The sequence below is a fragment of the Xanthomonas fragariae genome (assembly GCF_900183975.1).
Taxonomy (GTDB): domain Bacteria; phylum Pseudomonadota; class Gammaproteobacteria; order Xanthomonadales; family Xanthomonadaceae; genus Xanthomonas; species Xanthomonas fragariae.
Window position 1 is genome coordinate 1,184,517 of the sequence record NZ_LT853882.1, and the last position, 23,382, is coordinate 1,207,898.

A 23,382-nucleotide genomic window follows, 5' to 3' on the forward strand; every position below is an offset into this window, starting at 1 on the left:
ACGATCGGTACTCGGAACAGTATGTCTTCGATGCACCGAAGCTGCTGCTCCTGCTTCTTGCGACCATCTGACGACTGCGTGCTGCGCAGTTGGTCCCAGGGCGGATGAGCAGCGGCGCTACGCGCGTCGCTTGCTCAACGGGCTGAGCGAGCATTCGGACGAGGAACCGTTCGCCAACGCTCAGCGCAGACGATCGGCGCGATAACGCTCGAAGGCGGCAATCGCATCGTCCACGGTGATCAGCGACATCACATCGTCGGATTCGATCTTGGTGCCCCACCTCAGCTGGTCGGCCGGCTTGCCAAGATGCTTGCGCGCCGCCGCGTCGTAACGATCCACGCAATAGCGCACATCCGAATACGGGCCGCTGCGCAACGGATTGCTGGCCGCATGCAGGCCAAGCACCTTGCGGCCCATCGCGTTGGCGATATGCATTGGTCCGGAATCCGGCGTGACGACCAGATCGGCGCGGGCGAGCAGGGCAGGTAACTGCTTGAGCGTGTCCTTGCCGACCAGATTCAGTATCGGCGTACGGGCTGCCGCAACGATGGCGTTGGCGGTGCTGCGCTCCAGTTCGCTGCGACCACCGCACAGCACGATCCGCCAGCCTTGCGCGGCAACATGGTCCGCCAGGGCGGCATGGCGGTCGGGATACCAGTTGCGACGTGCATGACTGGAGCACGGCGAAATCATCAGCACTGGGCGTCCATCGTCGTCCCACTGCGCGTGTGCCCAGCGGTGTGCATCGTCCGGTACTGGCAGGTCCCAGCGCACCTGGGTCTGGGTCAGGCCCAGCGGTTCGGCGAAGCTGCCGATGGCGTCGAGCACGTGGATGCCGGGGCGATCGGCGATGCGCTCGTCGACGAATAAGCCATGTAGATCCTTGGAACGGCTGCGGTCATAGCCGATGCGTCGCCGCGCCGGCACGAACGCCGACAGCACGTTGGCGCGCAACGCCACCTGCATCTGCAGCAACGCATCGAAGCGGCCCAGCGGTGCCAGTGACCGGCGCAATGCGCGCATGCCGGCCACGCCAGTGCGCTTGTCGTAGGCATGAAAGGTCACACCGGGCAGGCCGTCGAGCAACTTCAGACCTGCCTTGTCGATGATCCAATGCAACTGCGTTGCGGGAAAGCCCGCTCGCAACGTGCGCACTAGCGGCACCACGTGGGTGACGTCGCCCAGGGCAGATAGGCGCAGCAGGCATAACGAAGCGGGCGTAGAAGCCATGGTGTTGTTAGACTCGATAGATGGTTGCCTTCGACGCCACTGAAGCGCTGACGCCGTACCGCGAAGGCTGCGGCTATGGCGCCATTCTGTTCGACCGCGAACGGCTGCGGCAAGCCGACGCCAGCCTGTTTTCGCCGCAATCCTGGGGCGACAGGGCACGGCCGGTCGATGAAGGCGGGCGTGGCGGGGCGTGGTTTGTGGATGCGCCGTTCGGCCATAGCGTGTTGCGGCAGTATCTGCGTGGCGGCATGGCCGCGCGCATCAGCCGCGATCACTATCTGTGGAAAGGGGCGGGGCGCACGCGCAGTTTTGCCGAGTTCCGGCTGATGCGCGAACTACTGCAGTGCAAGTTGCCGGTACCGCGTCCCTTGGCCGCGTGCTATCTGCGCGAAGGCCTGAGCTATCGCGCTGCGTTGTTGATGGAGCGCCTGGAAAACGTGCGCTCGCTCGCCGACCACGCGCAGGTTGCCGGGCGTGGCGCGCCCTGGGAAGAGACCGGGCGGCTGATCGTGCGTTTCCATCGGGCCGGTCTGGATCACGCAGATCTCAATGCGCACAACATCTTGTTCGATGCCGGCGGGCATGGCTGGTTGATCGATTTCGATCGCGGCGTGTTGCGCATTCCGGCCACGCGCTGGCGTGAGCGTAATCTAAAGCGTCTGCATCGCTCGCTGTTGAAGCTGCGCGGCAATCGCAGCCGCGACGAAGTCGACAAGGACTACGAGCGCCTGCATCGCGCTTATGAACTGGCCTGGGGTCGGGGCTACTGATGAATTGGGCGTTGCGTGTGCAGGGGGTCGGCAATGCGTCGGCAGTGTCGCTTGGTTCGCCGATGGCGACGATCGAACATGCTGGCGTGCCTTGGCTGACCATCGATTGCGGCAGCGAAGGGCTCACCGCCTACCAAGCCCATTATGGTCAGTTGCCGCAGGCGATCTTCATCACCCATGTGCATCTGGACCACGTGGGCGGTATGGAGCGGTTGTTCGTGGATAGCTATTTCTCCGAACGCCGCGGGCGCACCCGACTGTACGTGCCGGCGCCGGTGGTGCCATTGCTGCAGCGGCGCATTGCCGACTACCCGAATGTACTGGCCGAGGGGGGCGCAAATTTTTGGGACGCGTTTCAGTTGGTGCCGGTTGGTGATGCCTTCTGGCACGACGGGGTGCGACTAGAAGTATTCCCGGTGCGCCACCATTGGCCAGAGACGGCCTATGGGCTGCGCCTCAAGGGCGCGCTGGTGTGGACCGGCGACACCCGGCCGGTCCCGGAGATGCTGGCCCGTTACGCCGACGACAGCGAGCTCATCGCGCATGACTGCGGCGTTCACGGCAACCCGTCGCATACTGGTGTGGATGATTTGGAGCGGGAATACCCGCAGGACCTGTTGAGCCGCATGCTGCTGTACCACTACGCCAGCGATGCTGACGCCGACGTGCTTCGCGCACGCGGGCATCGCGTGGCGGTGCCAGGGCTACATCTGGCGCTGGCGGACCCGACTGCCGCTACGGTGCGCTGATGGGTGCCTTGCTGCTGCCGGATCTTGCGACTGCGCCGATGCAGGACCGTTATGGTCGGCCATTGCGCGATCTGCGCTTGTCGGTCATCGAAGCCTGCAACTTTCGCTGCGGCTATTGCATGCCAGCCGACCGCATGCCGGACGATTATGGCTTCGATGCGCAGCAGCGCCTGAGCTTCGATCTACTGGAAACACTGGTGCGTGCATTCGTGTCGGTCGGCGTTACCAAGGTGCGTCTGACAGGCGGCGAACCACTGCTGCGTCGCGACTTGCCGAGCTTGATCGCGCGACTTACCACGATCGACGGTATCGAGGACTTGGCGCTCACCACAAACGGTGCGTTGCTTGCTCGTCATGCCGTGGCGCTGCGTCAGGCCGGGCTGCGGCGCATTACCGTCAGCATGGATGCGCTGGAGCCTGAGCTGTTCACGCGCATGAGCGGCGGTCGAGGCGACATCGCGCAGGTGCTGTCCGGCATTGCCACGGCCGAGCAAGCCGGCTTCCAGCGCTTGAAGATCAATTGTGTGGTGCAGCGTGGCGTCAATGAAGATCAGGTGCTGCCGCTGGTAGAGCATTTCCGCGGCACCGGCCACGTACTGCGCTTCATCGAATTCATGGATGTGGGCAGTTGCAATGGTTGGACACCGGATGCGGTGGTGAGCTCCGCGCAATTGCACGAGCGCATTCGCGCGCGCTGGCCGCTGGAGCCGCTGGATGCCAATTACACCGGTGAAGTGGCGCAGCGCCACGCGTTTGCCGATGGTGCAGGGGAGGTGGGTTTTGTCAGTTCGATCAGCGTGCCGTTCTGCGGCGACTGCCAACGTGCGCGCGTATCGGCCGATGGCCATCTGTATACCTGCCTGTTCGCCAGCCAAGGCCACGACCTCAAGCAGGCCTTGGCCGGTGGCGAGCACCGTTTGGCGACCCATCTACGTCAGCGCTGGGGCATGCGTGGCGATCGCTACAGCGAGGTGCGCGCATCGACACTGCGTCGCGGAAAGCCGGTCGAGATGTTTTTGATCGGCGGGTGAGCGAGATATCGCTTCTGCTGCACTTGCGCGCGCTGGAGCTGCGTTTGCTCGATCCACGGGTAAGCAGCGCCGTGCAGGCGCTGGAAGACTTGCTCGATCCAGCGTTTGTGGAGTTCGGCGCGTCCGGATGGCGTTACACGCAACCGGTGTCATCGCTGCGTTGAGTGCTGATCAGGTTGCAATCGCCGACAAAGCAGATGGCTTCGAATACGTGCTACTGGTGCCGCATCTTGCGCGTTATCGGTCGGTCGATTGCCGTAATGGCATCGCGCGGCGTGCATTGCGCACTTCGTTATGGCGCAAGAACGCGTATGGATGGCAGCTAATGTTCCATCAAAGCACCCCGTTCACCGACAATGTCGCATCCTGCGCGTCTGTCATCGTGTCATCTCCCATGCCTGCAAAATCCCGTTCCGCATGCCTTACCCACCTGGATGATGCCGGGCTTCCGACGATGGTGGATGTCTCGGACAAGGCGGTCACCGCACGCAGCGCCACCGCTGAAAGCCGCGTGCGATTTCCCGCTGCCGCGGCGGCGCGGTTGCGCGCCAACGGCTTGCGCAGTGCCAAGGGCGGCATCGTGGAAACTGCCGTGATCGCCGGCACGATGGCGGTCAAGCGCACGCACGAATTGATCCCGTTTTGTCATCCGCTACCGATCGATGCGTGTCGTTTCGAGATCGACTGGGCTGGCGAACGAGTGCTGGAAATCAGCTGCACGGTGCGCTGCGTGCATCGCACCGGTGTGGAGATGGAAGCACTCACCGGTGCCAGCGTGGCGGCGTTGACGGTCTATGACATGTGCAAGGCGTTATCGCACAGCATGAGCATCGGCCCGACCAAATTGGTGTCCAAGCGTGGCGGCAAACGCGATATCGGAGCAAAGCGATGAGCGCGACAGTGACGGTGCTTTATTTCGCCAGCCTGCGTGAGGCGGCAGGCATTGCCAGCGAGCAGGTGCAATCAGATGCGCAGGATTTGCGCGCGCTGTATGCCGAACTCGATGCACGCCACGGCCTGCGCTGGACGCCGGCGCAGCTGCGGGTGGCGGTGAATGGCGCGTTTGCGCGCTGGGAGGATGCGGCGGGCGATGGCAGCGAAGTGGTCTTTATCCCGCCGGTCTCGGGAGGTTGAGCGTGAGCGCTCAGACCACCGCCATTTTTGCGCTCACCGAAATGCCATTGCCGGTCGACAGCTTGCGTGCCGGTTTGGAGAATCCGCATGCTGGTGCATTTGCCAGCTTCGAAGGGTGGGCGCGCAACCACAACGAAGGCCGCGGCGTGGTTGGGCTGCGTTACGAAGCCTATGCCGCGCTCGCGCAAGCCGAAGGGCAGCACGTGCTCGACGAAGCGGTGAGTCGGTTTGCCATCGTCAACGCGCACTGCGTGCATCGCGTGGGCGAGCTGCGCATCGGCGACATTGCGGTGTGGGTCGGCGTCAGTGCGGCGCACCGTGGCGCCGCGTTTGATGCGTGCCGCTTCATCATCGACGAGGTCAAGGCACGCGTGCCGATCTGGAAGCACGAGCATTACCTCGAAGGCGATGCGGGCTGGCTGCACCCGGTGTCGCAGACGCAGTAGTGCGCGCTTGCAAATTAAACGATCCGGCGGACATCGTAAGAGTTAGGGTGGTGTCCCCGCCGGTTGACCTCGGCGCCCGCATCAATCGATACCGTTGCTGCCTTCCGGCCCTGGCGGGATTTTCGATCTAGCGTCGCGAGGGACCGACGGGGCCACCATAAGACGTGGGCCACGCTGCCGTGGCCCTGGATCCGTGCAACCGCGTTGCACTATCATAAAACTGGCGGAGAGAGGGGGATTCGAACCCCCGAAGCGCGGTTTAGACGCTTACACACTTTCCAGGCGTGCTCCTTCAACCACTCGGACACCTCTCCGTACCTGCACGGCAGCGGCCGTGCAGGGCCGCAAATTCTAGCGGTCGCCGGCCCATACCACAAGCTGAATCTTCCGGGCGCAGTCGGCGAGACCGGGCGTGGCACAATATCGGTTCAAAGGAAGCTGGTTGCCCGATGTCTTATCTTGTTCTCGCCCGCAAGTGGCGCCCGAAGCGTTTTGCCGAACTCGTGGGCCAGGAACATGTGGTCCGTGCGCTCAGTAACGCGCTCGACAGTGGGCGCGTGCATCACGCGTTTCTGTTCACCGGCACCCGCGGCGTGGGCAAAACTACCATCGCGCGCATTTTCGCCAAGTCGCTCAATTGCGAACAGGGCACCAGCGCCGACCCGTGCGGTCAATGCCCGGCCTGCCTGGACATCGATGCCGGCCGCTATATCGACCTGCTGGAGATCGACGCCGCGTCCAATACCGGCGTGGACGATGTGCGCGAGGTGATCGAGAACGCGCAATACATGCCCTCGCGCGGCAAGTTCAAGGTCTACCTGATCGACGAAGTGCACATGCTGTCGAAGGCGGCGTTCAACGCGCTGCTGAAAACGTTGGAAGAGCCACCCGGGCACGTAAAGTTTTTGCTCGCCACTACCGACCCGCAGAAGCTGCCGATGACGGTGTTGTCGCGCTGCCTGCAATTCAACCTCAAGCGCCTGGACGAGGACCAGATTCAGGGCCAAATGACCCGGATTCTGGCTGCCGAGCAGATCGAATCGGATCCGTCGGCGATCGTGCAGCTGTCCAAGGCGGCGGACGGTTCGTTGCGTGATGGCTTGTCCTTGCTCGACCAGGCGATCGCCTATGCCGGCGGTGCGCTGCGCGAGGATGTGGTGCGCGCCATGCTCGGTACGGTCGATCGCACCCAGGTTGGCGCGATGCTACAGTCGCTGGCTGATGGCGATGGCGTGCGCCTGCTGCAGGTGGTGGCCGCGCTGGCCGAATTCTCGCCCGACTGGAGCGGCGTGCTGGAGGCTCTGGCCGAGGCTTTGCACCGCATCCAGGTGCAGCAGTTGGTGCCGTCGGTGGCGTTTGTCGGCGATAGCATCGACCCGACCGCGTTTGCCGCGCAGTTGCGGCCAGAGGTGGTGCAGCTGTGGTACCAGATGGCGCTCAACGGGCGTCGGGATCTGTATCTGGCCCCCAGCCCGCGCGCTGGTTTCGAGATGGCGGTGCTACGCATGTTGGCCTTCCGTCCTGCTGCGGCGATGCCGGCTGGTGGCAGTGATGATGGACGCGGCACCAATGCCGGTGGCGGTACACGTTCGGTTGCTGCCGGCGTGCAGGCGGCGGCACCGGCGGCAGCGGTGCCTAAGTCTGTTGCGAAGCCGGCCGGGATGATCGATGCGGCGCCTGCTTCGGTTGCGTCGGTTGCGTCGGTGCCCGCACCCACGCTGGCCGCCGTGGCACCAGCGCCCGTTGTTGTGCTGCCTGCGACGGAAGCAGCGTCCAGTTGTCGCCCGTCCGCAGCCACCGTGCACAGCGACGATACGCCGCCGTGGGCGGTAGACGACGCACCGGTACGTGTTCAGGCTGTGCCCGTGTCCGATGCGACAACCGCGCTCGCTCCCGAAGCTGCAATGGCGCCGCCGGCTGCGGTTGTGCCTGAGGCCGTAGTTGCACCTCACGCAGCCGGCGTTGCTCTTGCGTCTGTTCCGGCTGCTGAGGCTGTGGTGGCTACGCCATTTGCAGCCGCAACATCCGCAGCCACGCCATCTGCACCAGCACCGACGGCCGATCAGTCTGTTTTGCTCGATGACCGTCACGTCGCCGACACCGAGCAATGGCTGGATTTGGTGACGCGCAGCGGTTTGAATGGTCCGTCACGCCAGCTTGCCGCCAATGCCGCCTTCGTTGGTCATCGCGCTGGTGTGTTGCGTCTGGCGCTGGCGCCGGGCTTCGAATATCTGAATTCAGAGCGCTCTATCGCCAACCTCGCGCAGGCGCTGGCGCCGGTGTTGGGAAACACGCCGCGCATCGTCATTGAGACCGGCAGCGCCGGTGTCGAGACCTTGCATGAGCGTACCAATCGCCAGAAAGACGAGCGCCAGAGCGCGGCAGAAACAGCCTTCATGAACGACCCGAGCGTGCAGCAGCTGATCCAGCAGCAGGGCGCGCGGGTCGTCCCCGATTCCATCCGCCCTTACGACGAGTAACGACACATGCGTGGAAACATTGCCCAACTGATGCAGCAGGCGCAGAAGATGCAGGAAAACCTGGAGCGCGCCCAGGAAGAACTGGCCAAGCTGGAAGTCACCGGCACCGCTGGCGGCGGCATGGTCAGCGTGACGCTGACCGGCGCCAAGGAATGCCGCAAGGTGCGCATCGATCCGAGCATCCTCTCCGACCAGGAGATGGCCGAGGATCTGATCGCCGCCGCTTTCAACGACGCCTCGAACAAGATCGATGCCGAATCCAAGGACCGCATGGGCTCGGCCACGGCCGGCATGCAGCTGCCGCCCGGCATGAAGTTGCCTTTCTGAGAGGCGGGGAATCGGGAGTCGGAAGAGCGAGATTGTCTTCAAGCTTTTGCGATTCCCCATTCCCGACCCAATGTCCTCTTTGCTCGAACAACTGATCGAGGCCTTCCGGGTGTTGCCGGGTGTGGGCCAGAAGTCCGCGCAGCGCATGGCCTATCACGTGCTCGAACGCGAGCGCGAGGGTGGCCGTCGTTTGGCTACGACCTTGGCGAATGCGGTCGAAAAAGTCGGCCATTGCGTGCAGTGCCGCGATTTCACCGAGTCGGAGATCTGTGCGATCTGCGCCAGTGCCAGCCGTGACCGACAGCAGCTGTGCGTGGTCCAATCGCCGGCCGACCGCCTGGCGATCGAACATGCCACCGGGTATCGCGGGCTATATTTTATTTTGCAGGGGCGTTTGTCGCCGCTGGATGGCATCGGCCCGCGCGAATTGGGGCTGGATCGGCTCGGCGAGCGTCTGGCCGCCGGTGAGGTTACCGAAATGATCATTGCCACCAACGCCACCGTGGAAGGCGAGGCGACCGCGCATTATCTGGCGCAATTGGCGCGTCAGCACGCAGTGCGCCCGAGCCGGCTTGCCCAGGGCATGCCACTGGGGGGAGAACTGGAATATGTGGATCGCGGCACCTTGTCGCACGCCTTCGGTACCCGAAGTGAGGTGCTTTGAGGCCGGGGTTGGGGAGTTTAAAAGCAAATCATCACAAGTGCGCACGGTAAGCTCTTGCCAATCCCAACTCACTAATCCCAATCCCCCTTCCATGACCGACACCATCTTCGGCAAGATCATTCGTCGCGAAATTCCTGCCACCATCGTTTTCGAAGACGACGAAGTGCTTGGCTTTCAGGACATCGCACCGCAAGCGCCGGTGCATGTGCTGTTCATTCCGAAGCAGCACGCCATCCCCACGCTGGACGATGTGCCGCCAGAGCAGGCGCTGCTGGTCGGCAAGCTGGCAATTGCTGCGGCGGCGTATGCACGTGAGCGAGGACTGGCACAAGACGGTTATCGTATCGTGATGAACTGCCGTGAGCATGCGGGCCAAACTGTGTTCCATATTCATCTGCATTTGTTGGCCGGTGCGCCGCTGGGGCGGTTCGGAACGCCCTGAGCGTTTCTCGATCACGTGCCTGAGTCCATGACGCGCCTGACTTCATCGCCGAATCGCACAAACAAAAACGCCGCTCCTTGCGAACGGCATTTTTGGATATCAACTACCTCGGCAGCGGATTACCACCAGCCGCGGCCCCAGCCCCAACCGCCGCCCCAGCGCGGGCCCCACGGGCCGTACGGGTAGGCCGGCACGACGTCTACGTCGCGCACGACCGGCCACAGATAGACCACGTCGGCATCCACCTTGGGCAGCTTGTAGTCGTACTCGCCAATCTTGGTGGTTTCGAAGCCTTTGATCTTGCCGATAAAGGTGACTTCGCGGCCCGGCTCGAACACCGCCGGATCGTAGAAGCCCGAGCGGCAGGCCAGGAAGCGGCCATCGCTGGCATCCACGGCGTTGCGGTCCGGACGACCGCTGGCGTTGAGCGGACGCGAAATCAGCTCGAAGCAGGTCTGGCCCTGGCCGGGTTTGGTCTGAATGATCTTGCCGCCCCAACGTACGGACGTGCCGACCTGTGCACTTGCAGTGGAATCGCTCGGACTGACCGCAGGGAACTGGCCTTGCAGCGGTTTGGGCGCGGTGGCGCAGCCAGCCAGCCCGAGCACAGCGATAAGAGTAACAAAAAAACGGGTACTCATGAGGAAGCTCCGGTTCGCGGGCGATGCTGCAGCAAGTCTTTCAATAGAGATGCGCTGTCCGAGTCCGCGCCAGCGTAGCGCGCGGCAGCGAAACGTTGGCTGAGCGCCAACAATGCCGTATTCGGGCGCGCGCGGGCGACCCGTTGCGCCCAGGCAATGGCCGGCTCGTGCGGCTCGCGTGCAAGGGCCAGCTTGCCGTAGCGACGTCCTAGCCGATGCCAAGCGCGCAGCAGTGGGTCGCGCTCACGTTCGCCGCGCGCCAGCAGCCAGCCCATCCATGCCAACGCGCTAACTGCGAACACGCCGAAGATGGCAGCCAACTGCGAGGTGCCCAGGCGATCGATCCCGAAGGGTTGCAACAGCTGTCGCTGGCGGTCGGCATTGAAGGACAGCACCAGGTCGTTCCAGCCGCGGCGCAGCAGGTCGCTGACCTGGCCCAGGCTGGCCCACACGCCGATCTCGGCGAAATTACCCCCGCCGCCGATCTGCAGGCGATCGTCAAGCGTGTCGTAGATGCGCTCCGGCGCCACTGCGGCGGTGGGGTCTACGCGCACCCAACCACGTCCTGCCAACCAGACTTCGGTCCAGGCGTGCGCATCCATGCGCCGCACCACCCAATAATTGCCCAGCCCATTGTAGATGCCGCCTGCATAGCCGGTGACCACGCGCGCCGGGAGTCCGGCCGCGCGCATCAGCACCACGAACGAGGAGCTGAAGTGCTCGCAGAAACCGGCTTTTTGCTGAAACAGGAATTCGTCGACGCTGTTGCGACCGAGCAGCGGGGTATCTAGCGTGTAAGCGAATTCGCGGGTGATCCACTGCAACGCGCGTTGCACCACGGCATCGTCGTTGTTGTCGCCGGCTTCTGCACGCCACTGCCGTGCCAATGCGACCGTGCGCGGATTGAAGGCCGGAGGTAACGCCAGGGCACGTTTGCGCAACGGGTCTGGAAGATCGATGTCAAAGCGCGCCGGCGGTGCCGATTGCAGGTCCCAACGGGTTAGCGCACTCAACGGCCGCTGCGCGAACAGTTCGTAGTCGGGCGACAGCTCGGCATTGGCCACGGCTTGCGTGGGTAGATCCAGCGATACCAGTTGGCGGCGATCGGTGGGCTCGTAGTCCAGGCGATATCGATAGGTCTGTGCCCCGGCAGTGACCGATGCCGGCTGGCCGCGGCCGGTCCAGTGCGCGCGCTTCCAAGTGCGTCCATCGAAGTCCCACATCACCGGCCCGCGCCAGTAGCGTTGCTGCGGCGGTGGCGCCTTGCCGGTGAACTGCACACGCAGCGCCGGGCTGTCGTCGGCCATCAGGTCGATCCACTCGCCCGGCGACATGTTGTCCGACAGGCCGGGGCGCGCCAGCGCGCGCTCGGGCACGCCCCACAGCGGGGAGCTCAGGCGCGGCAGCAACCAGAAGCTGGCCAAGGCCAGGGGCACACCGATGACGACCAGTTTGCCGATGCCGCGTAGTTGCTGGCGTAGCGCAGGCGTGCCGGTGCGGTGCTCCTCGTCGGCCAGCCTCTGCATACTGAGCAGCGCGCTGACCACTGCCAGCAGCGCCAGGCCGATCGTCGCTGGGCCCTGATCCAGTAGAAACGCAGCGAACGGAGCGAACAGCGCGAAGCCGAGCAGGCTGCGCGCATCGCGCAAGGTACGCAGCTCGGAGGCCTTGATCGCCAGCATCGAAGCCAGCACCGCGCAGCCGGTATCGCGGCCGAAGCGCATGCCGATCTGCCAGTAAACCGCCGCCAGCATCGCCACCACCAGCAACAGCCGCACCGGCGCCATCAGCGTGCCGCGCCAGCTCAACACGCCGACCAGCACCGCGGCGATGGCGATGGTAGCCGCGAGCATGCCGGGCAGTTGCAGTAGCAACGGCGCCAGTGCCAGCCAACTGGTGACCAGCACCCAGCTGCGGCCGGCCTGGCTGATCGGGAGGGATGGCTCAGTCATGAGGAAGCAGGGCCAGGGCGCGCAAACACAGATGATGGTGCGAAGGCCCTTGCGCAGGTCCTAGCGGCGGCTGGCCCGGCAACAGCAGGCGGTAGCGGCGCCCGTCGCGCTCGGCCAGATTGACCCAGCGGGCCAAGCGGGCGATGCGGCGTTCGTATGGCAGCGCATTGAGCGTGCGCGAGTCCAGCGTGACCTCGATGCCTAAAGGTTGTTCGTATTCGCGCACCAGCAGCGTGTCGCGGCGCGCGGAGTGCTTCCAGGAAATCGTGCGCGGTGCATCGCCAGCGCGATACGGCCGCAGTTGATGCATTTCTTCGCCTTGCGCGTGCAGGCGAGTCTGGTTAGGCGAACCGGCGCCTTCCGGTAATGCCGGGCCGTGTTCTTCGGGCTTGGGGTAGGCCAATAACGGCCTGTCCGGCCACACCCACGACCAGGCGCGGACCAAACCCAGCGGCTGGGTGCTCGATAGGCGGATGCGTCCGATGTCCTGCCAGCCGCGGCGTTCGGTGGGCACCAGCAGATCAACATCGGCCATGTCGTGCTCGACTAGCGCGCAGAAGCCGCTGTGTTCCAGATGATCCAGACGCAGCCCGCGCCGCACGCGGGTATCGCGACGCGCCAACGACACCCGCATGCGCAGCGGTTCGCCAGCGACCACCGGTTCGGCCGACACCGCCTCGATGCGCAGCGCCGACAACTGCAGATGCGCCATGATGCTGCTGGCGATCCCGGCAGTGGTCAGCAGTAAGGCCAGCAGTAGGGCCGGGTTGTTGTTGTAGTTCAACGCGCCCAGCAGCATCGCCAACAGCAGGGCGGTGACGAACAGCCCGAAGCGGGTCGGCAGCACATAGATACGCTGCCGATCCAGCACGATCGGCAAAGCCTCCGCGCCCCGCGGACGCGCCAGCAGGCTGAGGCGGTGGCAGATGCCGCGCAGGTGCGCACGCACGCGTGTCAGTCCACCGGCACGCTGTGCAACAGTGCCTTGGCCAGCGCCGGCCCGGATGAGGATTCGGCCTCCGGCGTCAGCCGGTGCCCGGCCACCGCCACAAATAGCGCCTGCACGTCTTCGGGCAGCACATGCTCGCGCCCGAGCAGCAGCGCATAGGCCTTGGCAGCACGCAGCAGCGCGATTCCGGCACGCGGCGACAGGCCGACACGCACCCCGGCATGCTGGCGGCTGCGCAGCAACAGGGCCTGCACATAGCCGATCAGCGCATCGCTGGTGTGGATCTGACCGACCACCGCGCGCAGTGCAACCACCTCGGTATCGCTGAGTTGCGGCGCGGCCTGGGCAATCAATTCGCGCCGATCCACGCCCGACAGCAGCGCGCGCTCGGCATCGGCGCTGGGGTAGCCCAGGCTAAGCCGCAGCAGGAAGCGATCCAGTTGCGAGTCCGGCAGTGGGAAGGTGCCGGACAGATCGACCGGATTCTGCGTGGCGATCACAAAGAACGGCTCCGGCAATGCATGCGTGACGCCATCCAACGTGACCTGTTGTTCGGCCATGGCTTCGAGCAACGAACTTTGTGTGCGCGGCGGCGCGCGATTGATCTCGTCGGCCAGCAGCACGTTGGTGAACACCGGGCCGGGATGGAACTGGAACTGACGCGAGGTGGCGTCATAAACCGACACGCCCAGCACATCGGCCGGCAGCAGGTCGGAGGTGAACTGCACGCGCTGAAAGCCCAGCCCCAAGCTGGACGCCATCGCGTGGGCGAGGGTGGTCTTGCCCAGGCCGGGCAGGTCTTCGATCAATAGATGTCCACCGGACAGCAGTGCCACGAACGCCAGCCGCACTTCCTGCGCCTTGCCCAGTAGCAGCGAATTGACCTGGTCTTGGGCGCGCTGCAGCGATTGGCACAGCGCATCGGTTAGCATTTCCGTGGAACGCATTGGTGTCGACATCACAAATCCGTAGTTGAAAAAGAAGAGTGCATAGGGCAATGCAAGGGGACCAACGCGCATATCGCACCTTCGTGATCCTGTGGACACTGGCCACGGCCGTCAAGCTATTGATCGCCGCGCGGCTGCCACTGTTCGTCGACGAGGCGTTTTATTGGCAGGAAGGCCAGCATCTGGCTGCGGCCTATTCGGATTTGCCGGGCATGACCGCTTGGCTGGCGCGGCTTGGGGTGGAACTCGGCGGGCATCATTTGCTGGCATTGCGCCTGCCGTTTTTGGCGATTTCCGCGCTGATTCCCTGGTTGATCGCGCATATGGCCACGCGCTGCTTCGGCTCCACCCTGGGCTGGCAGGCCGGCAGTCTGACGCTGCTGATGCCGCTGTCGGCCACGCTGGGCATTCTGGCGGTACCGGATGTACCGATGGCACTGGCGGCGGTGCTGTGCATGGATGCCGGCGCGCGCCTGTTGCGCAAGGTTGACGCCATCAGCGCGCTCGAGCTCGCCATCGGGCTGGTGATTGGCGCGCTCAGCCACTACCGCTTCGTCGGCGTGATCGGCGTGGGCTGCATTGCGCTGCTGTGCATTCCGCAGGGGCGCTCGGTCATGCGCGACCCGCGCATCTGGATGGCACTGACGGTGGGCGCGGTGAGCTGGCTGCCGCTGCTGTTCTGGAACACCGACCATGACGAGGCTGGATTGCGCTTCCAACTAGTCGACCGGCATCCGTGGCGCTTCCAGATCACCGGGCTGTGGTTCCTGCTGATCCAGACGGTGCTGGTAACTCCGCTGCTGGCCTGGGCGATGATCAAGATCGGTCTGGCCGGCATGCGCGGTGGCGACGGTTCGCGTGCACAGTGGCGTTACTTCGGCTTGCTGGGCGGCATGTCGACCGTGGCGATCTTCGTGCTCGGTTTCTTCAGTGATGCCGAGCGGATCAGCTTTCACTGGCCGCTGCCGGGCTACCTGGCCTTGTTGGTCGCGGTGCCGGTGATCCTGATGCGTTGGCCGCACACGCTGCGTCTGGCAGCCTGGTTGATCGCACTGCTGGGCACGATCGGTGCGTATGGTTATTACCTGGCGGTATCGGTGCCGTCCATCCGCGTTAATGCGGCCGGTGAAAAATACTATCCACGCAATTTCGCTGGGTGGAACGATCTGGCACGCGCGGTCAAGACCAAGCTGGTGCAGATGTCGCCGGGCACGCGCTTGCTGGCGGAAAACTTCAAGGTCGGCGCCGAGCTCGGTTTTCAGTTGCACGATGCCAACGTGGAAGTGCTGCGCGCCGACTTGAACGACAAGCACGGGCGCAGCGCACAGCTGCTGCAGTGGGGCTTGCTCAGCGATGGCACGCGCGCCGGTCCGCGGCTGTTGGTGCTCTCGCCCAGCGATCAGCGCTATCGCGATCTGTTGAAGCGTTACCACGCCATCTGCGCCATGGTCGGGCCGCTGCCGCCGCCCAGCGTGGTTTCCACCGATCACGGGTATCAACGTTTTCTGTTGTTCGCGCTGCCTGCGCAACGCCAGCCTGGCCCGTGCATCGCCCCGGCGATGGCATGGATCGACGTGCCGCAGCCGGATGTAAGCGTGTCCGACCGGGTGCAAGTGCGCGGCTGGGCATTCAAGGACGGCGTCGGGCTATCGGATGTAGAGCTATTGCTCGACGGTCGCCCGGTCGCACATGCCGATTACGGCGCACTACTCGATGTGCGCCCGTACTGGAAAATCTCCACCGACCCGCAGCACCCGAACGTCGGCTTCAGCGCCACGCTCGACACGCACGCGTTGCTACCGGGCACGCATTGGTTGGGACTGCGCCTGCACGGTCACGACGGCAGCGTCGAGGATTGGTGGGAGCAACCCGTCACCGTTTCCACTCCTTAGATTCGCAGTGACCGACGCCATGACTGTTGCCCATCCTGCGCCATGGTTCGAGATTCGAATCGCCGTACTGATGCCTTGCCACAACGAGGCGGCAACGGTTGCGTCGGTAGTCGGTGATTTTGCTGCGGCTTTGCCGGGCTCTGTTATCTACGTGCTGGACAACAACTCCAGCGACGCCACCGCATCGATCGCCGCGGCGGCCGGCGCGCAAGTATGTCGCGTGGCGTTGCAAGGCAAGGGCAATGTGGTGCGGCGGGGGTTTGCCGATGTGGAAGCCGATATCTATGTGCTGGTCGATGGCGATGCCACCTACGATGCATCCGCCGCACCGGCGCTGGTGCGCAAGCTGATGGACGAGCGGCTGGACATGGTGGTCGGCGCGCGGCGCGATCAACAGCAGGCCGCGTATCGGCCCGGACATCGGCTGGGCAACGTACTGCTGACGCTTTGCGCGGGACTGCTGTTCGGTCGCAGCTTCCACGACATGCTATCCGGCTATCGCGTGTTCTCGCGGCGCTACGTCAAATCCTTCGCCGCGCATGCGCATGGATTCGAAACCGAGACCGAACTGGCCGTGCACGCATTGCAGTTGCGCATGCCGGTGGCCGAGGTCGGGACCGCTTACCGCATGCGTCCAGAAGGTTCACAGAGCAAGTTGAACACCTGGCGCGATGGCTGGCGCATCCTCACCACCATCGCCAAGTTGTTCAAGGCCGAGCGGCCACTGCTGTTCTTCTCGATCGGCTTTGTGGTCAGCGCCACGTTGTCGATCGTGCTGGCGATTCCGTTGTTCGAAACCTATTTTCAGACTGGTCTGGTGCCGCGTTTTCCCACCGCGATCCTGTGCGTGGCGTTGATGCTGCTCGGCTTCTTGTTGCTGGCGTGCGGATTGATTCTGGACACGGTCACGCGCGGACGTGTGGAGGCCAAGCATCTGGCGTATCTCGCTGAGCCGGGCGTCGGCAGTCTTGTCTCGACGCCAGAAAACAGAGGCAATCGCTGATGGCATCCATCGCCACGCCGACCCTTGCCAACCGGCGGCAGCGCTTGTTGCGATGGGCAAATCGCCACTTCGGCTTTCATTCGCCACGCCACATCGCCTCGGCAGTGATTGCCGTGTTGCTTCTGGGTACGGCGTTGTCGCTGTGGTTTGGGCAAGATGCCAATTGGGATCTGCGCAATTACCACCTCTATATCGGTGATGCGTGGGCAAACAACCGGCTGGGTGTGGATTTGGCCCCGGCACAGATGCAGAGCTACTTCAGCCCGTTGCTTGATGCAGTGCATGCCTGGTCGATGTTGCATCTTCCCGCGCCGTTGGTCGGGGCATTGCTGGGTGCATTACACGCCGTGGTTTTCATTCCGGTAGCAGCGGTGGCATGGCGCGTATTGGCCAACGAATCGCGGCGTGCGCAATGGGCACCGCTGTTTGCGATGGCCGGCATGAGCAGTGCGGTGTTCCTGTCCGAGCTCGGCGGCACCATGGGCGATACCGCTAGCGCGGTTCCGATATTGGCGGCGTTGTCCATCGTGCTGTTGGCGCAATCCAGGGCGCGTCACGGTGGGCGCGTCGTACATCTATGGGCCATCGCCGGTGCATTGATCGGTCTGGCAGTAGCGCTCAAGCTCACCAATGCGCTGTATGCGCTCGCATTGGCACCGGCAGCTCTGTGCGATGGCAGGACGCCTGCGTTCGCGCGTATTGGGCGTGAGTGTGCTTTCCGGCGTTGCGGGGTTGGTGTTGGTGCTGGTAGCTGGTCCTTGGTATTGGCAGGTCTGGCAGCACTTGTGCAATCCGCTGTTTCCGCAATTCAACGGTGTGTTCAAATCTTCATTGGCCCAGCCAGTGTCCATCGGTGATGTCCGCTGGGTGCCGCGCAACATCGGCGAACACCTCGTCTGGCCGCTGCTGTTCACGCTCAAACCGCAACGTATCGGCGATCTCGGTCTGGTGCAGGCGGGATGGGCGGTGCTGTATGCCGTGGTGGTGATTGCAGCAGGGCGTGCCGTATTGCGGCGACCCGTACGCTCGGTTGGGGGTGATCGTGCTGCCGTTGTCTTGCTGGTGTTCTTCGGCGTCGCCTATGCGTTATGGCAGGCGATTTTCAGCATCCATCGTTATCTGGTGGTGCTTGAGCTGTTGGCGCCACTGGTGTTGTGGATCGTATGCCGGCAAGCGTTCGCGACAGACGCAAATCGCAAGGCTGCCTGGTTGATCGGTCTGTGTGCGCTGGTCGCTGTAGTCGGATGGAAGGACTGGGGGCACGAGGCATGGGCACGCAACAGCTTCCAGGTGCAGCAGCCGGTGCTGGGCGATCCTGCTGCAGCCACCGTGCTGTTAGTCGGCGACGAGCCGCAATCGTGGCGAGTGCCGCTGCTCCCGCAGCCGGCGCGCTACATCGGGGTGGCCACCAATATTTCCGAGACCGATCACTATCGTCAGCGCGTGCGTGCGTTGATCGCTGAGCGGCCGCAGCTCTACGCCATGTTGGGCGCGGCGCGCGACAAACAGCAATTGCGTATCGATCGAATGAATCGCTGGGCGCAACAGATCGGCTGGGATAGCCAGCCGCAGTGCACGCGTCTGCGTTGGTTGATCGCGCACGGTCTGCGTGCCGAGCTGGATGCATCGCAATCGGGCCGCTGCGTGCTCACCGTGCCCAGGGGCAAGGCGTTGGATATCGCAGCCGCAAACCACTCCGCACGCAAGGCTGCGCAGCAGCGCCTGGCCGCTTATGGGCTGACGCTGGACTCCGCGCGCTGCCGCACGTTGTCCTCGAAAGTTGGTCAGGCCGAATATCCGTACCAGTTCTGTCAGTTGGCTCTGCCCAAGTAGGGCTACGTGCGACTAGAAACCTTTTGCGCGTTTGTGAGGGAAGCGCGGCTGGATGCCGGGATTTGCCACGTGCCCGTGCAGGTCCCTGAGCGACCTTCGACCCTGGTAGGTCGACACCACGGTCAGTCGCCACAACTCTCAGGGAATTTCGAACCCCGCCTGCCGCAACAGCCGCGACAGCGCGATCAACGGCAGGCCCACCAGCGCGGTGGGATCGTCCGAACCTATTGCATCGAACAGGCTGATCCCCAGGCCTTCGCACTTGAAGCTGCCGGCGCAATCCAATGCCGGTTCGGTGGCCAGATAGCGCTCGATCTCGGCAGCTGTCAGCGGGCGCAGCTGCACCTCGGTCAGGTCCAGTGCGTGCAGGCTACGGTCCGGGCCGACCAGACTCACTGCGGTATGGAAGCGCACCAGACGACCGGACATGGCGCTCAGCTGCGCACGTGCCAGTTCAACAGTGCCCGGCTTTCCCAGTGCCTCGCCATCCAGGTCGGCGACCTGATCCGAGCCGATAACCCATGCTCCTGCTGAGTATGCCGCCACCGCAGCAGCCTTTTCGGCGGCAAGACGGCTGGCCAGCGCGCTCGGTGTTTCACCCGGCTTTGCCTGCTCATCGACCTGCGGCCAGGCAGTGCTGAAATCCAGTTGCAGACGGCCGAGCAGTTCGCGCCGATAGACAGAGGTGGAGGCAAGAATCAGGCGTGGCATCATGGTGTGTTGCACGGGACAGGCAGGGGAGTCTGCGGGCCTGAGCGCTGCGCGGCAATTGCGCTGAATTGTGCCATTTGACATGGCAACTGCGGGTCTTTAACATTCTGCGGCTTATGTCCGCGAACGTACCCGAAATGCTGGATGCTTGGCGGATGGTCGCAGCGCGCAGGCGCTTCGATGGCCGCATCCCTCTGTGTGCAATGACCCGTCTGCAGGGGAGTCTGGTCGATACCGAGGGCGAATGCGTATATTCGCTTCAATTCGATCAAGACGATCTGCTGAAGGTTACCTATGTCGAGCTCAGCATCGATGTCGAGCTGCCATTGGCCTGCCAGCGCACCTTGCAACGTTTTCTGTATCCGGTGCAAATCAGACAGCGTCTTGGTTTGATCCGTGATGAAGCCGACGAAGCTGCGTTGCCGGCCGAGTACGAGGCCTTGCTGGTGCCGGAAGGTGGCATGCTGCGGGCCGCAGACATGGTCGAGGACGAGCTGGTGCTGGCGGTGCCAGTGGTGCCGATGGCGCCGGGAAGCGAAGCGATCAATGCCGAATGGGTTCCGACCCAGGAAGAGCAAGACAAGGCTAGTCCGTTCGCGGCGCTGGCAGCGTTGAAAAAACAGTAACCGCCGCTGTTAAGGGCGGAAGGATCAGGTCGACGCGGGCGTAGAGCGTATCGTTCGACTCGACAGACAAGTTTATCGAACTTAAGTTGGAGCAATCCCATGGCTGTGCAGAAATCCCGAGTCACCCCGTCCCGTCGCGGCCAGCGTCGTTCGCACGATGCCCTCACCGCCAAGCAGCTGTCGACCGACCCGACCAGCGGCGAGATCCATCTGCGCCACCACATCACCGCTGACGGGTACTACCGCGGCAAGAAGGTGATCCCGACCAAGTCGTCCGCCGTCCAAGAAGATTGATTCGTAGCGCCCGCCGCGCTCGACGCGGCTGGGCGACCGTCGCTTCTTTCGGAGTCGCAGGCCACTGCGACTCTTGCAACAGGGAACAGGCAACAGGGAACAGTATGAGCAAGCGGATCTATTCCAGAATCGCGGGCACGGGTAGTTATTTGCCCGAAAAGGTGTTGACCAACGACGATATGTCCAAGCTCGTCGACACCTGTGATGAATGGATCTACTCGCGTACTGGTATCCGTGAGCGTCACATCGTCGCCGACGACCAGACCACCAGCGATCTAGCGTATTTCGCCTCGCTGAAGGCGATGGAAGCGGCCGGCGTTACCGCTGACGAGCTCGATCTGATCGTCATCGGCACCACCACTCCCGACCTGATCTTTCCGTCTACCGCCTGCCTGTTGCAGGCGCGGTTGGGCAATGTCGGTTGCGGTGCGATGGACGTCAATGCGGCCTGCTCGGGTTTTGTCTATGCGCTCAGCGTGGCCGACAAGTTCGTGCGCAGTGGCGACTCCAAGACCGTGCTGGTGGTTGGCGCAGAAACCCTGACCCGCATCGTCGACTGGACTGATCGCACCACCTGCGTACTGTTCGGCGACGGTGCCGGCGCTGTCGTGCTCAAGGCCAACGAAGAAACCGGCATTCTCAGCACCCATCTGCATGCCGATGGCAGCAAGAAAGAGCTGCTGTGGGATCCGGTCGGCGTGTCGGTTGGCTTCGGCGAAGGCAAGAATGGCGGAGGTGCTTTGCGGATGAAGGGCAACGACGTCTTCAAGTACGCAGTCAAGGCGCTGGATTCTGTGGTCGACCAGACCCTGGCCGCCAACGGCTACGACAAGCACGATCTGGATTGGCTGATTCCGCATCAGGCCAATTTGCGCATCATTGAAGCCACCGCCAAGCGGTTGGACTTGCCGATGGAGCAGGTGATCGTCACCGTGGATCGCCATGGCAACACCTCGTCGGCCTCGGTGCCGCTGGCGCTGGACGAAGCCGTCCGCTCGGGCCGCGTGCAGCGTGGCCAGTTGCTGCTGCTGGAAGCGTTCGGTGGTGGATTTACCTGGGGCTCGGCGCTGCTGCGCTATTGAGTCCGCAAGTGCTGCCGGGCTCGCCGGCGGTGCTTTCAAATCCGGCTGCGCAGAGGGCAGATGTGCATGGGCAGGGCGATGAGGGCGCTGCCATGACTGCTGACGCGATCCAATAGTGCTCGCCATCGTCATCCTGCTGCTGGCCGGTATAGGCCGACCGCATTTGTTTGGCTTTGCGATCGTTAGCACGCCATGACCTTCCGCAGCGCTTTGTGGCCGCCGCTGCCCCCGTCGTTGCGTGCCGGCTACTGATCGGTCAGCTGTGCGTTCTGCGACGCCGGACCATCCCAAAGCAGGCACTGCATACGCGGCAGTACAGACGCCAGGGCGATTTCGCACGTATTATCCCGGCTCGATTTTTGTAGGCAGCAACGCGTGACCGAATCCACTCTCGCCTTCGTGTTTCCCGGCCAGGGCTCGCAGTCCCTGGGCATGCTGGCCGAACTGTCCCAACTGCACCCGCAGATTCGCGACACATTTGCCGAGGCCTCTGAAGGCGCTGGCGTCGACCTGTGGGCACTGTCCCAGGGCGGCCCGGAAGAGATGCTCAACCGCACCGAATACACCCAGCCGGCCTTGCTGGCCGCGGGCATCGCGGTGTGGCGGTTGTGGAACGCGCAGCGCGGGCAGCGCCCGGCGTTGCTGGCCGGGCACAGCCTGGGGGAATACACCGCGCTGGTTGCCACTGGCGCCTTGTCGCTACACGACGGCGCGCACCTGGTGCGGCTGCGCGGCCAGTTCATGCAGGCCGCTGCCCCGGCCGGTGTCGGTGCGATGGCCGCGGTGCTGGGCGCCGAAGACGCGTTGGTGCTGGACGTCTGTGCCGAGGCAGCAGGCAGCCAGGTGGTGGTCGCGGCCAACTTCAACTCGCCTGGTCAGATCGTGATCGGTGGCGACGTGGCAGCGGTGGATCGCGCGCTGTCCTTGCTGGCCGAGCGTGGCGTGCGCAAGGCGGTCAAGTTGGCGGTGAGCGTGCCTTCGCACACCCCGCTGATGCGCGAGGCGGCCGACCAGCTCGCTGAAGCGATGGCCGGGCTGACCTGGCATACCCCGCAGATTCCGGTGGTGCAGAACGTGGATGCACGCGTGCACGACGGCGGCGAGGCGATTCGCCAGGCGCTGGCCGAGCAGCTATATCTGCCGGTGCAGTGGACCGGTTGCGTGCAGGTGCTGGCCGCGCAGGGCATTACCCGGATCGCCGAATGCGGACCGGGCAAGGTGCTGAGCGGGCTGATCAAGCGTATCGACAAGCGCCTGGACGCGCGTTCGCTGGCTACCCCTGCCGATTACGCGGGCGCATTCGACGCGTGGGTGCACTGATCCGACGCACATGCCGGTCATGCCGGCCTCACTCCACGTCCCTGGCTGCGGTCGCGACGTCCCCACTTGAGGAACAGCATTCATGAGCAAGCCACTGCAGGGCGACGTCGCCCTCGTCACAGGTGCCAGTCGCGGGATTGGCGCTGCCATTGCCGATACCTTGGCTGCCCAGGGCGCCACCGTTATCGGTACCGCCACCTCCGCCTCCGGCGCTGCAGCGATCGGCGAGCGCTTGGCGGCCAACGGCGGTCACGGTCGTGAACTCAACGTCACCGATGCCGCCGCGGTCGATGGCCTGATCGATGCGATCGGCAAGGAATTCGGCGCCATCTCGATCCTGGTCAACAACGCCGGCATCACCCGCGACAACCTGTTGGTGCGGATGAAGGACGACGACTGGCAGGCGATCATCGACACCAATCTGACTAGCGTGTTCCGCACGTCCAAGGCGGTGATGCGCGGCATGATGAAGGCGCGCAAGGGCCGCATCATCAACATCGCCTCGGTGGTCGGTGTGACCGGCAATCCGGGGCAGACCAACTACGCAGCGGCCAAGGCCGGCATCATCGCGTTCTCCAAGTCGCTGGCCAAAGAGATCGGCTCGCGCGGCGTGACCGTGAATGTGGTGGCGCCCGGTTTTATCGATACCGATATGACCAGGGCGTTGCCGGAAGAGGCCAAGACCGCCTTGTTGCAGCAGATCGCGCTCGGCCATCTGGGCCAGCCGGAGGACATCGCCAACGCGGTGGCGTTTTTGGCCGGCCCGACCGCTCGCTACGTCACCGGCGAGACCCTGCACGTGAACGGTGGCATGTACATGCCCTGAGCGTGCAGCGCCGGGAGGCGCTAAGTGTCTGAT

24 protein-coding genes, 1 tRNA gene, 1 other RNA gene and 1 pseudogene are annotated in these 23,382 nt (G+C 63.9%); 19 read left to right on the forward strand and 8 right to left on the reverse strand.

Annotated features, from left to right (window positions below):
* Positions 1 to 180: 180 nt before the first annotated feature.
* Positions 181 to 1,230 (reverse strand): glycosyltransferase family 9 protein, encoded by a 1,050-nt coding sequence (locus PD885_RS05415; protein ID WP_002814370.1) that lies wholly within the window; start codon positions 1,228 to 1,230, stop codon positions 181 to 183.
* Positions 1,231 to 1,250: 20 nt separating this feature from the next.
* Here PD885_RS05415 and PD885_RS05420 point away from each other — a divergent pair, with 20 nt between their 5' ends.
* From PD885_RS05420 to PD885_RS05450, 7 genes are all read left to right on the forward strand, one after another.
* Positions 1,251 to 2,000 (forward strand): 3-deoxy-D-manno-octulosonic acid kinase, encoded by a 750-nt coding sequence (locus PD885_RS05420; RefSeq protein ID WP_002814369.1) that lies wholly within the window; start codon positions 1,251 to 1,253, stop codon positions 1,998 to 2,000.
* On the forward strand, positions 2,000 to 2,749 hold the full coding sequence (locus PD885_RS05425; protein ID WP_002814368.1) for an MBL fold metallo-hydrolase: 750 nt from the start codon (positions 2,000 to 2,002) through the stop codon (positions 2,747 to 2,749). Before PD885_RS05420 ends, PD885_RS05425 begins: the two co-directional genes overlap by 1 nt.
* A complete protein-coding gene (gene moaA / locus PD885_RS05430; RefSeq protein ID WP_002814367.1) occupies positions 2,749 to 3,780 on the forward strand; it encodes a GTP 3',8-cyclase MoaA in 1,032 nt (343 codons plus the stop codon). Before PD885_RS05425 ends, moaA begins: the two co-directional genes overlap by 1 nt.
* Complete coding sequence (locus tag PD885_RS21940; protein WP_002814366.1) at positions 3,777 to 3,944, forward strand: hypothetical protein; 168 nt, start codon at positions 3,777 to 3,779, stop codon at positions 3,942 to 3,944. Before moaA ends, PD885_RS21940 begins: the two co-directional genes overlap by 4 nt.
* Positions 3,945 to 4,174: 230 nt before the next feature.
* Positions 4,175 to 4,672: a cyclic pyranopterin monophosphate synthase MoaC gene (gene moaC, locus PD885_RS05440; RefSeq protein ID WP_002814363.1), complete on the forward strand. Its 498-nt coding sequence runs from the start codon at positions 4,175 to 4,177 to the stop codon at positions 4,670 to 4,672.
* Complete coding sequence (locus PD885_RS05445) at positions 4,669 to 4,914, forward strand: MoaD/ThiS family protein (protein ID WP_002814360.1); 246 nt, start codon at positions 4,669 to 4,671, stop codon at positions 4,912 to 4,914. Before moaC ends, PD885_RS05445 begins: the two co-directional genes overlap by 4 nt.
* Positions 4,911 to 5,360, forward strand: coding sequence for a molybdenum cofactor biosynthesis protein MoaE (locus tag PD885_RS05450; protein ID WP_040763046.1), 450 nt, complete (start codon positions 4,911 to 4,913; stop codon positions 5,358 to 5,360). Before PD885_RS05445 ends, PD885_RS05450 begins: the two co-directional genes overlap by 4 nt.
* Positions 5,361 to 5,413: 53 nt before the next feature.
* Here the strand turns inward: PD885_RS05450 and ffs are convergent.
* Positions 5,414 to 5,510: signal recognition particle sRNA small type (gene ffs, locus PD885_RS05455), an RNA gene on the reverse strand.
* Positions 5,511 to 5,581: 71 nt separating this feature from the next.
* Positions 5,582 to 5,674: transfer RNA gene (locus tag PD885_RS05460), tRNA-Ser, on the reverse strand.
* 135 nt (positions 5,675 to 5,809) lie between these two features.
* Here PD885_RS05460 and dnaX point away from each other — a divergent pair.
* The 4 genes from dnaX to PD885_RS05480 all read left to right on the forward strand — a co-directional run bounded on the left by dnaX (position 5,810) and on the right by PD885_RS05480 (position 9,273).
* Entirely contained in the window at positions 5,810 to 7,840 is a 2,031-nt protein-coding gene (gene dnaX, locus PD885_RS05465; RefSeq protein WP_002814354.1) for a DNA polymerase III subunit gamma/tau, read from the forward strand.
* 6 nt (positions 7,841 to 7,846) lie between these two features.
* A complete protein-coding gene (locus PD885_RS05470) occupies positions 7,847 to 8,167 on the forward strand; it encodes a YbaB/EbfC family nucleoid-associated protein (RefSeq protein WP_002814350.1) in 321 nt (106 codons plus the stop codon).
* 70 nt (positions 8,168 to 8,237) lie between these two features.
* On the forward strand, positions 8,238 to 8,831 hold the full coding sequence (gene recR / locus PD885_RS05475) for a recombination mediator RecR (RefSeq protein ID WP_002814346.1): 594 nt from the start codon (positions 8,238 to 8,240) through the stop codon (positions 8,829 to 8,831).
* A 91-nt stretch (positions 8,832 to 8,922) separates the two neighbouring features.
* Positions 8,923 to 9,273 carry a histidine triad nucleotide-binding protein gene (locus tag PD885_RS05480; protein ID WP_002814344.1) on the forward strand — a complete coding sequence of 117 codons (351 nt, stop codon included), beginning with the start codon at positions 8,923 to 8,925 and terminating at the stop codon, positions 9,271 to 9,273.
* Positions 9,274 to 9,392: 119 nt separating this feature from the next.
* Here PD885_RS05480 and PD885_RS05485 read toward each other — a convergent pair whose 3' ends face one another.
* The 4 genes from PD885_RS05485 to PD885_RS05500 are packed head-to-tail and all read right to left on the reverse strand — an operon-like array spanning position 9,393 to position 13,774.
* Positions 9,393 to 9,914, reverse strand: a complete 522-nt coding sequence (locus PD885_RS05485) for a Slp family lipoprotein (RefSeq protein ID WP_002814343.1) — start codon at positions 9,912 to 9,914, stop codon at positions 9,393 to 9,395.
* Positions 9,911 to 11,866: a transglutaminase TgpA family protein gene (locus PD885_RS05490; protein ID WP_002814342.1), complete on the reverse strand. Its 1,956-nt coding sequence runs from the start codon at positions 11,864 to 11,866 to the stop codon at positions 9,911 to 9,913. Before PD885_RS05490 ends, PD885_RS05485 begins: the two co-directional genes overlap by 4 nt.
* Complete coding sequence (locus PD885_RS05495; RefSeq protein ID WP_002814340.1) at positions 11,859 to 12,815, reverse strand: DUF58 domain-containing protein; 957 nt, start codon at positions 12,813 to 12,815, stop codon at positions 11,859 to 11,861. Before PD885_RS05495 ends, PD885_RS05490 begins: the two co-directional genes overlap by 8 nt.
* 5 nt (positions 12,816 to 12,820) lie before the next feature.
* On the reverse strand, positions 12,821 to 13,774 hold the full coding sequence (locus PD885_RS05500; RefSeq protein ID WP_002814338.1) for an AAA family ATPase: 954 nt from the start codon (positions 13,772 to 13,774) through the stop codon (positions 12,821 to 12,823).
* A 38-nt stretch (positions 13,775 to 13,812) separates the two neighbouring features.
* Here PD885_RS05500 and PD885_RS05505 point away from each other — a divergent pair, with 38 nt between their 5' ends.
* The 3 genes and pseudogenes from PD885_RS05505 to PD885_RS05515 all read left to right on the forward strand — a co-directional run bounded on the left by PD885_RS05505 (position 13,813) and on the right by PD885_RS05515 (position 18,490).
* Entirely contained in the window at positions 13,813 to 15,654 is a 1,842-nt protein-coding gene (locus tag PD885_RS05505; RefSeq protein WP_088056688.1) for an ArnT family glycosyltransferase, read from the forward strand.
* 19 nt (positions 15,655 to 15,673) lie between these two features.
* Positions 15,674 to 16,657, forward strand: a complete 984-nt coding sequence (locus PD885_RS05510; protein WP_088057102.1) for a glycosyltransferase family 2 protein — start codon at positions 15,674 to 15,676, stop codon at positions 16,655 to 16,657.
* Positions 16,657 to 18,490 (forward strand): annotated as a pseudogene (locus tag PD885_RS05515) (hypothetical protein). Before PD885_RS05510 ends, PD885_RS05515 begins: the two are co-directional and overlap by 1 nt.
* 138 nt (positions 18,491 to 18,628) lie before the next feature.
* On the opposite strand, the gene PD885_RS05520 reads toward PD885_RS05515, so the two are convergent.
* Positions 18,629 to 19,204 carry a Maf family protein gene (locus PD885_RS05520; protein ID WP_002814329.1) on the reverse strand — a complete coding sequence of 192 codons (576 nt, stop codon included), beginning with the start codon at positions 19,202 to 19,204 and terminating at the stop codon, positions 18,629 to 18,631.
* Positions 19,205 to 19,317: 113 nt separating this feature from the next.
* Between PD885_RS05520 and PD885_RS05525 the strand changes: the two genes are divergently transcribed.
* The 5 genes from PD885_RS05525 to fabG all read left to right on the forward strand — a co-directional run bounded on the left by PD885_RS05525 (position 19,318) and on the right by fabG (position 23,349).
* Positions 19,318 to 19,827, forward strand: a complete 510-nt coding sequence (locus PD885_RS05525; protein WP_002814328.1) for a YceD family protein — start codon at positions 19,318 to 19,320, stop codon at positions 19,825 to 19,827.
* A 99-nt stretch (positions 19,828 to 19,926) separates the two neighbouring features.
* On the forward strand, positions 19,927 to 20,121 hold the full coding sequence (gene rpmF / locus PD885_RS05530; protein WP_002814326.1) for a 50S ribosomal protein L32: 195 nt from the start codon (positions 19,927 to 19,929) through the stop codon (positions 20,119 to 20,121).
* Positions 20,122 to 20,225: 104 nt separating this feature from the next.
* On the forward strand, positions 20,226 to 21,203 hold the full coding sequence (locus PD885_RS05535) for a beta-ketoacyl-ACP synthase III (RefSeq protein WP_088056689.1): 978 nt from the start codon (positions 20,226 to 20,228) through the stop codon (positions 21,201 to 21,203).
* Between the two features lie 375 nt (positions 21,204 to 21,578).
* Positions 21,579 to 22,523 (forward strand): ACP S-malonyltransferase, encoded by a 945-nt coding sequence (gene fabD / locus PD885_RS05540; protein WP_002814324.1) that lies wholly within the window; start codon positions 21,579 to 21,581, stop codon positions 22,521 to 22,523.
* An 82-nt stretch (positions 22,524 to 22,605) separates the two neighbouring features.
* The gene (gene fabG / locus PD885_RS05545; RefSeq protein ID WP_002814323.1) at positions 22,606 to 23,349 is read left to right on the forward strand and encodes a 3-oxoacyl-ACP reductase FabG; all 744 of its coding nucleotides are present in this window, start codon (positions 22,606 to 22,608) and stop codon (positions 23,347 to 23,349) included.
* Positions 23,350 to 23,382: the final 33 nt, after the last annotated feature.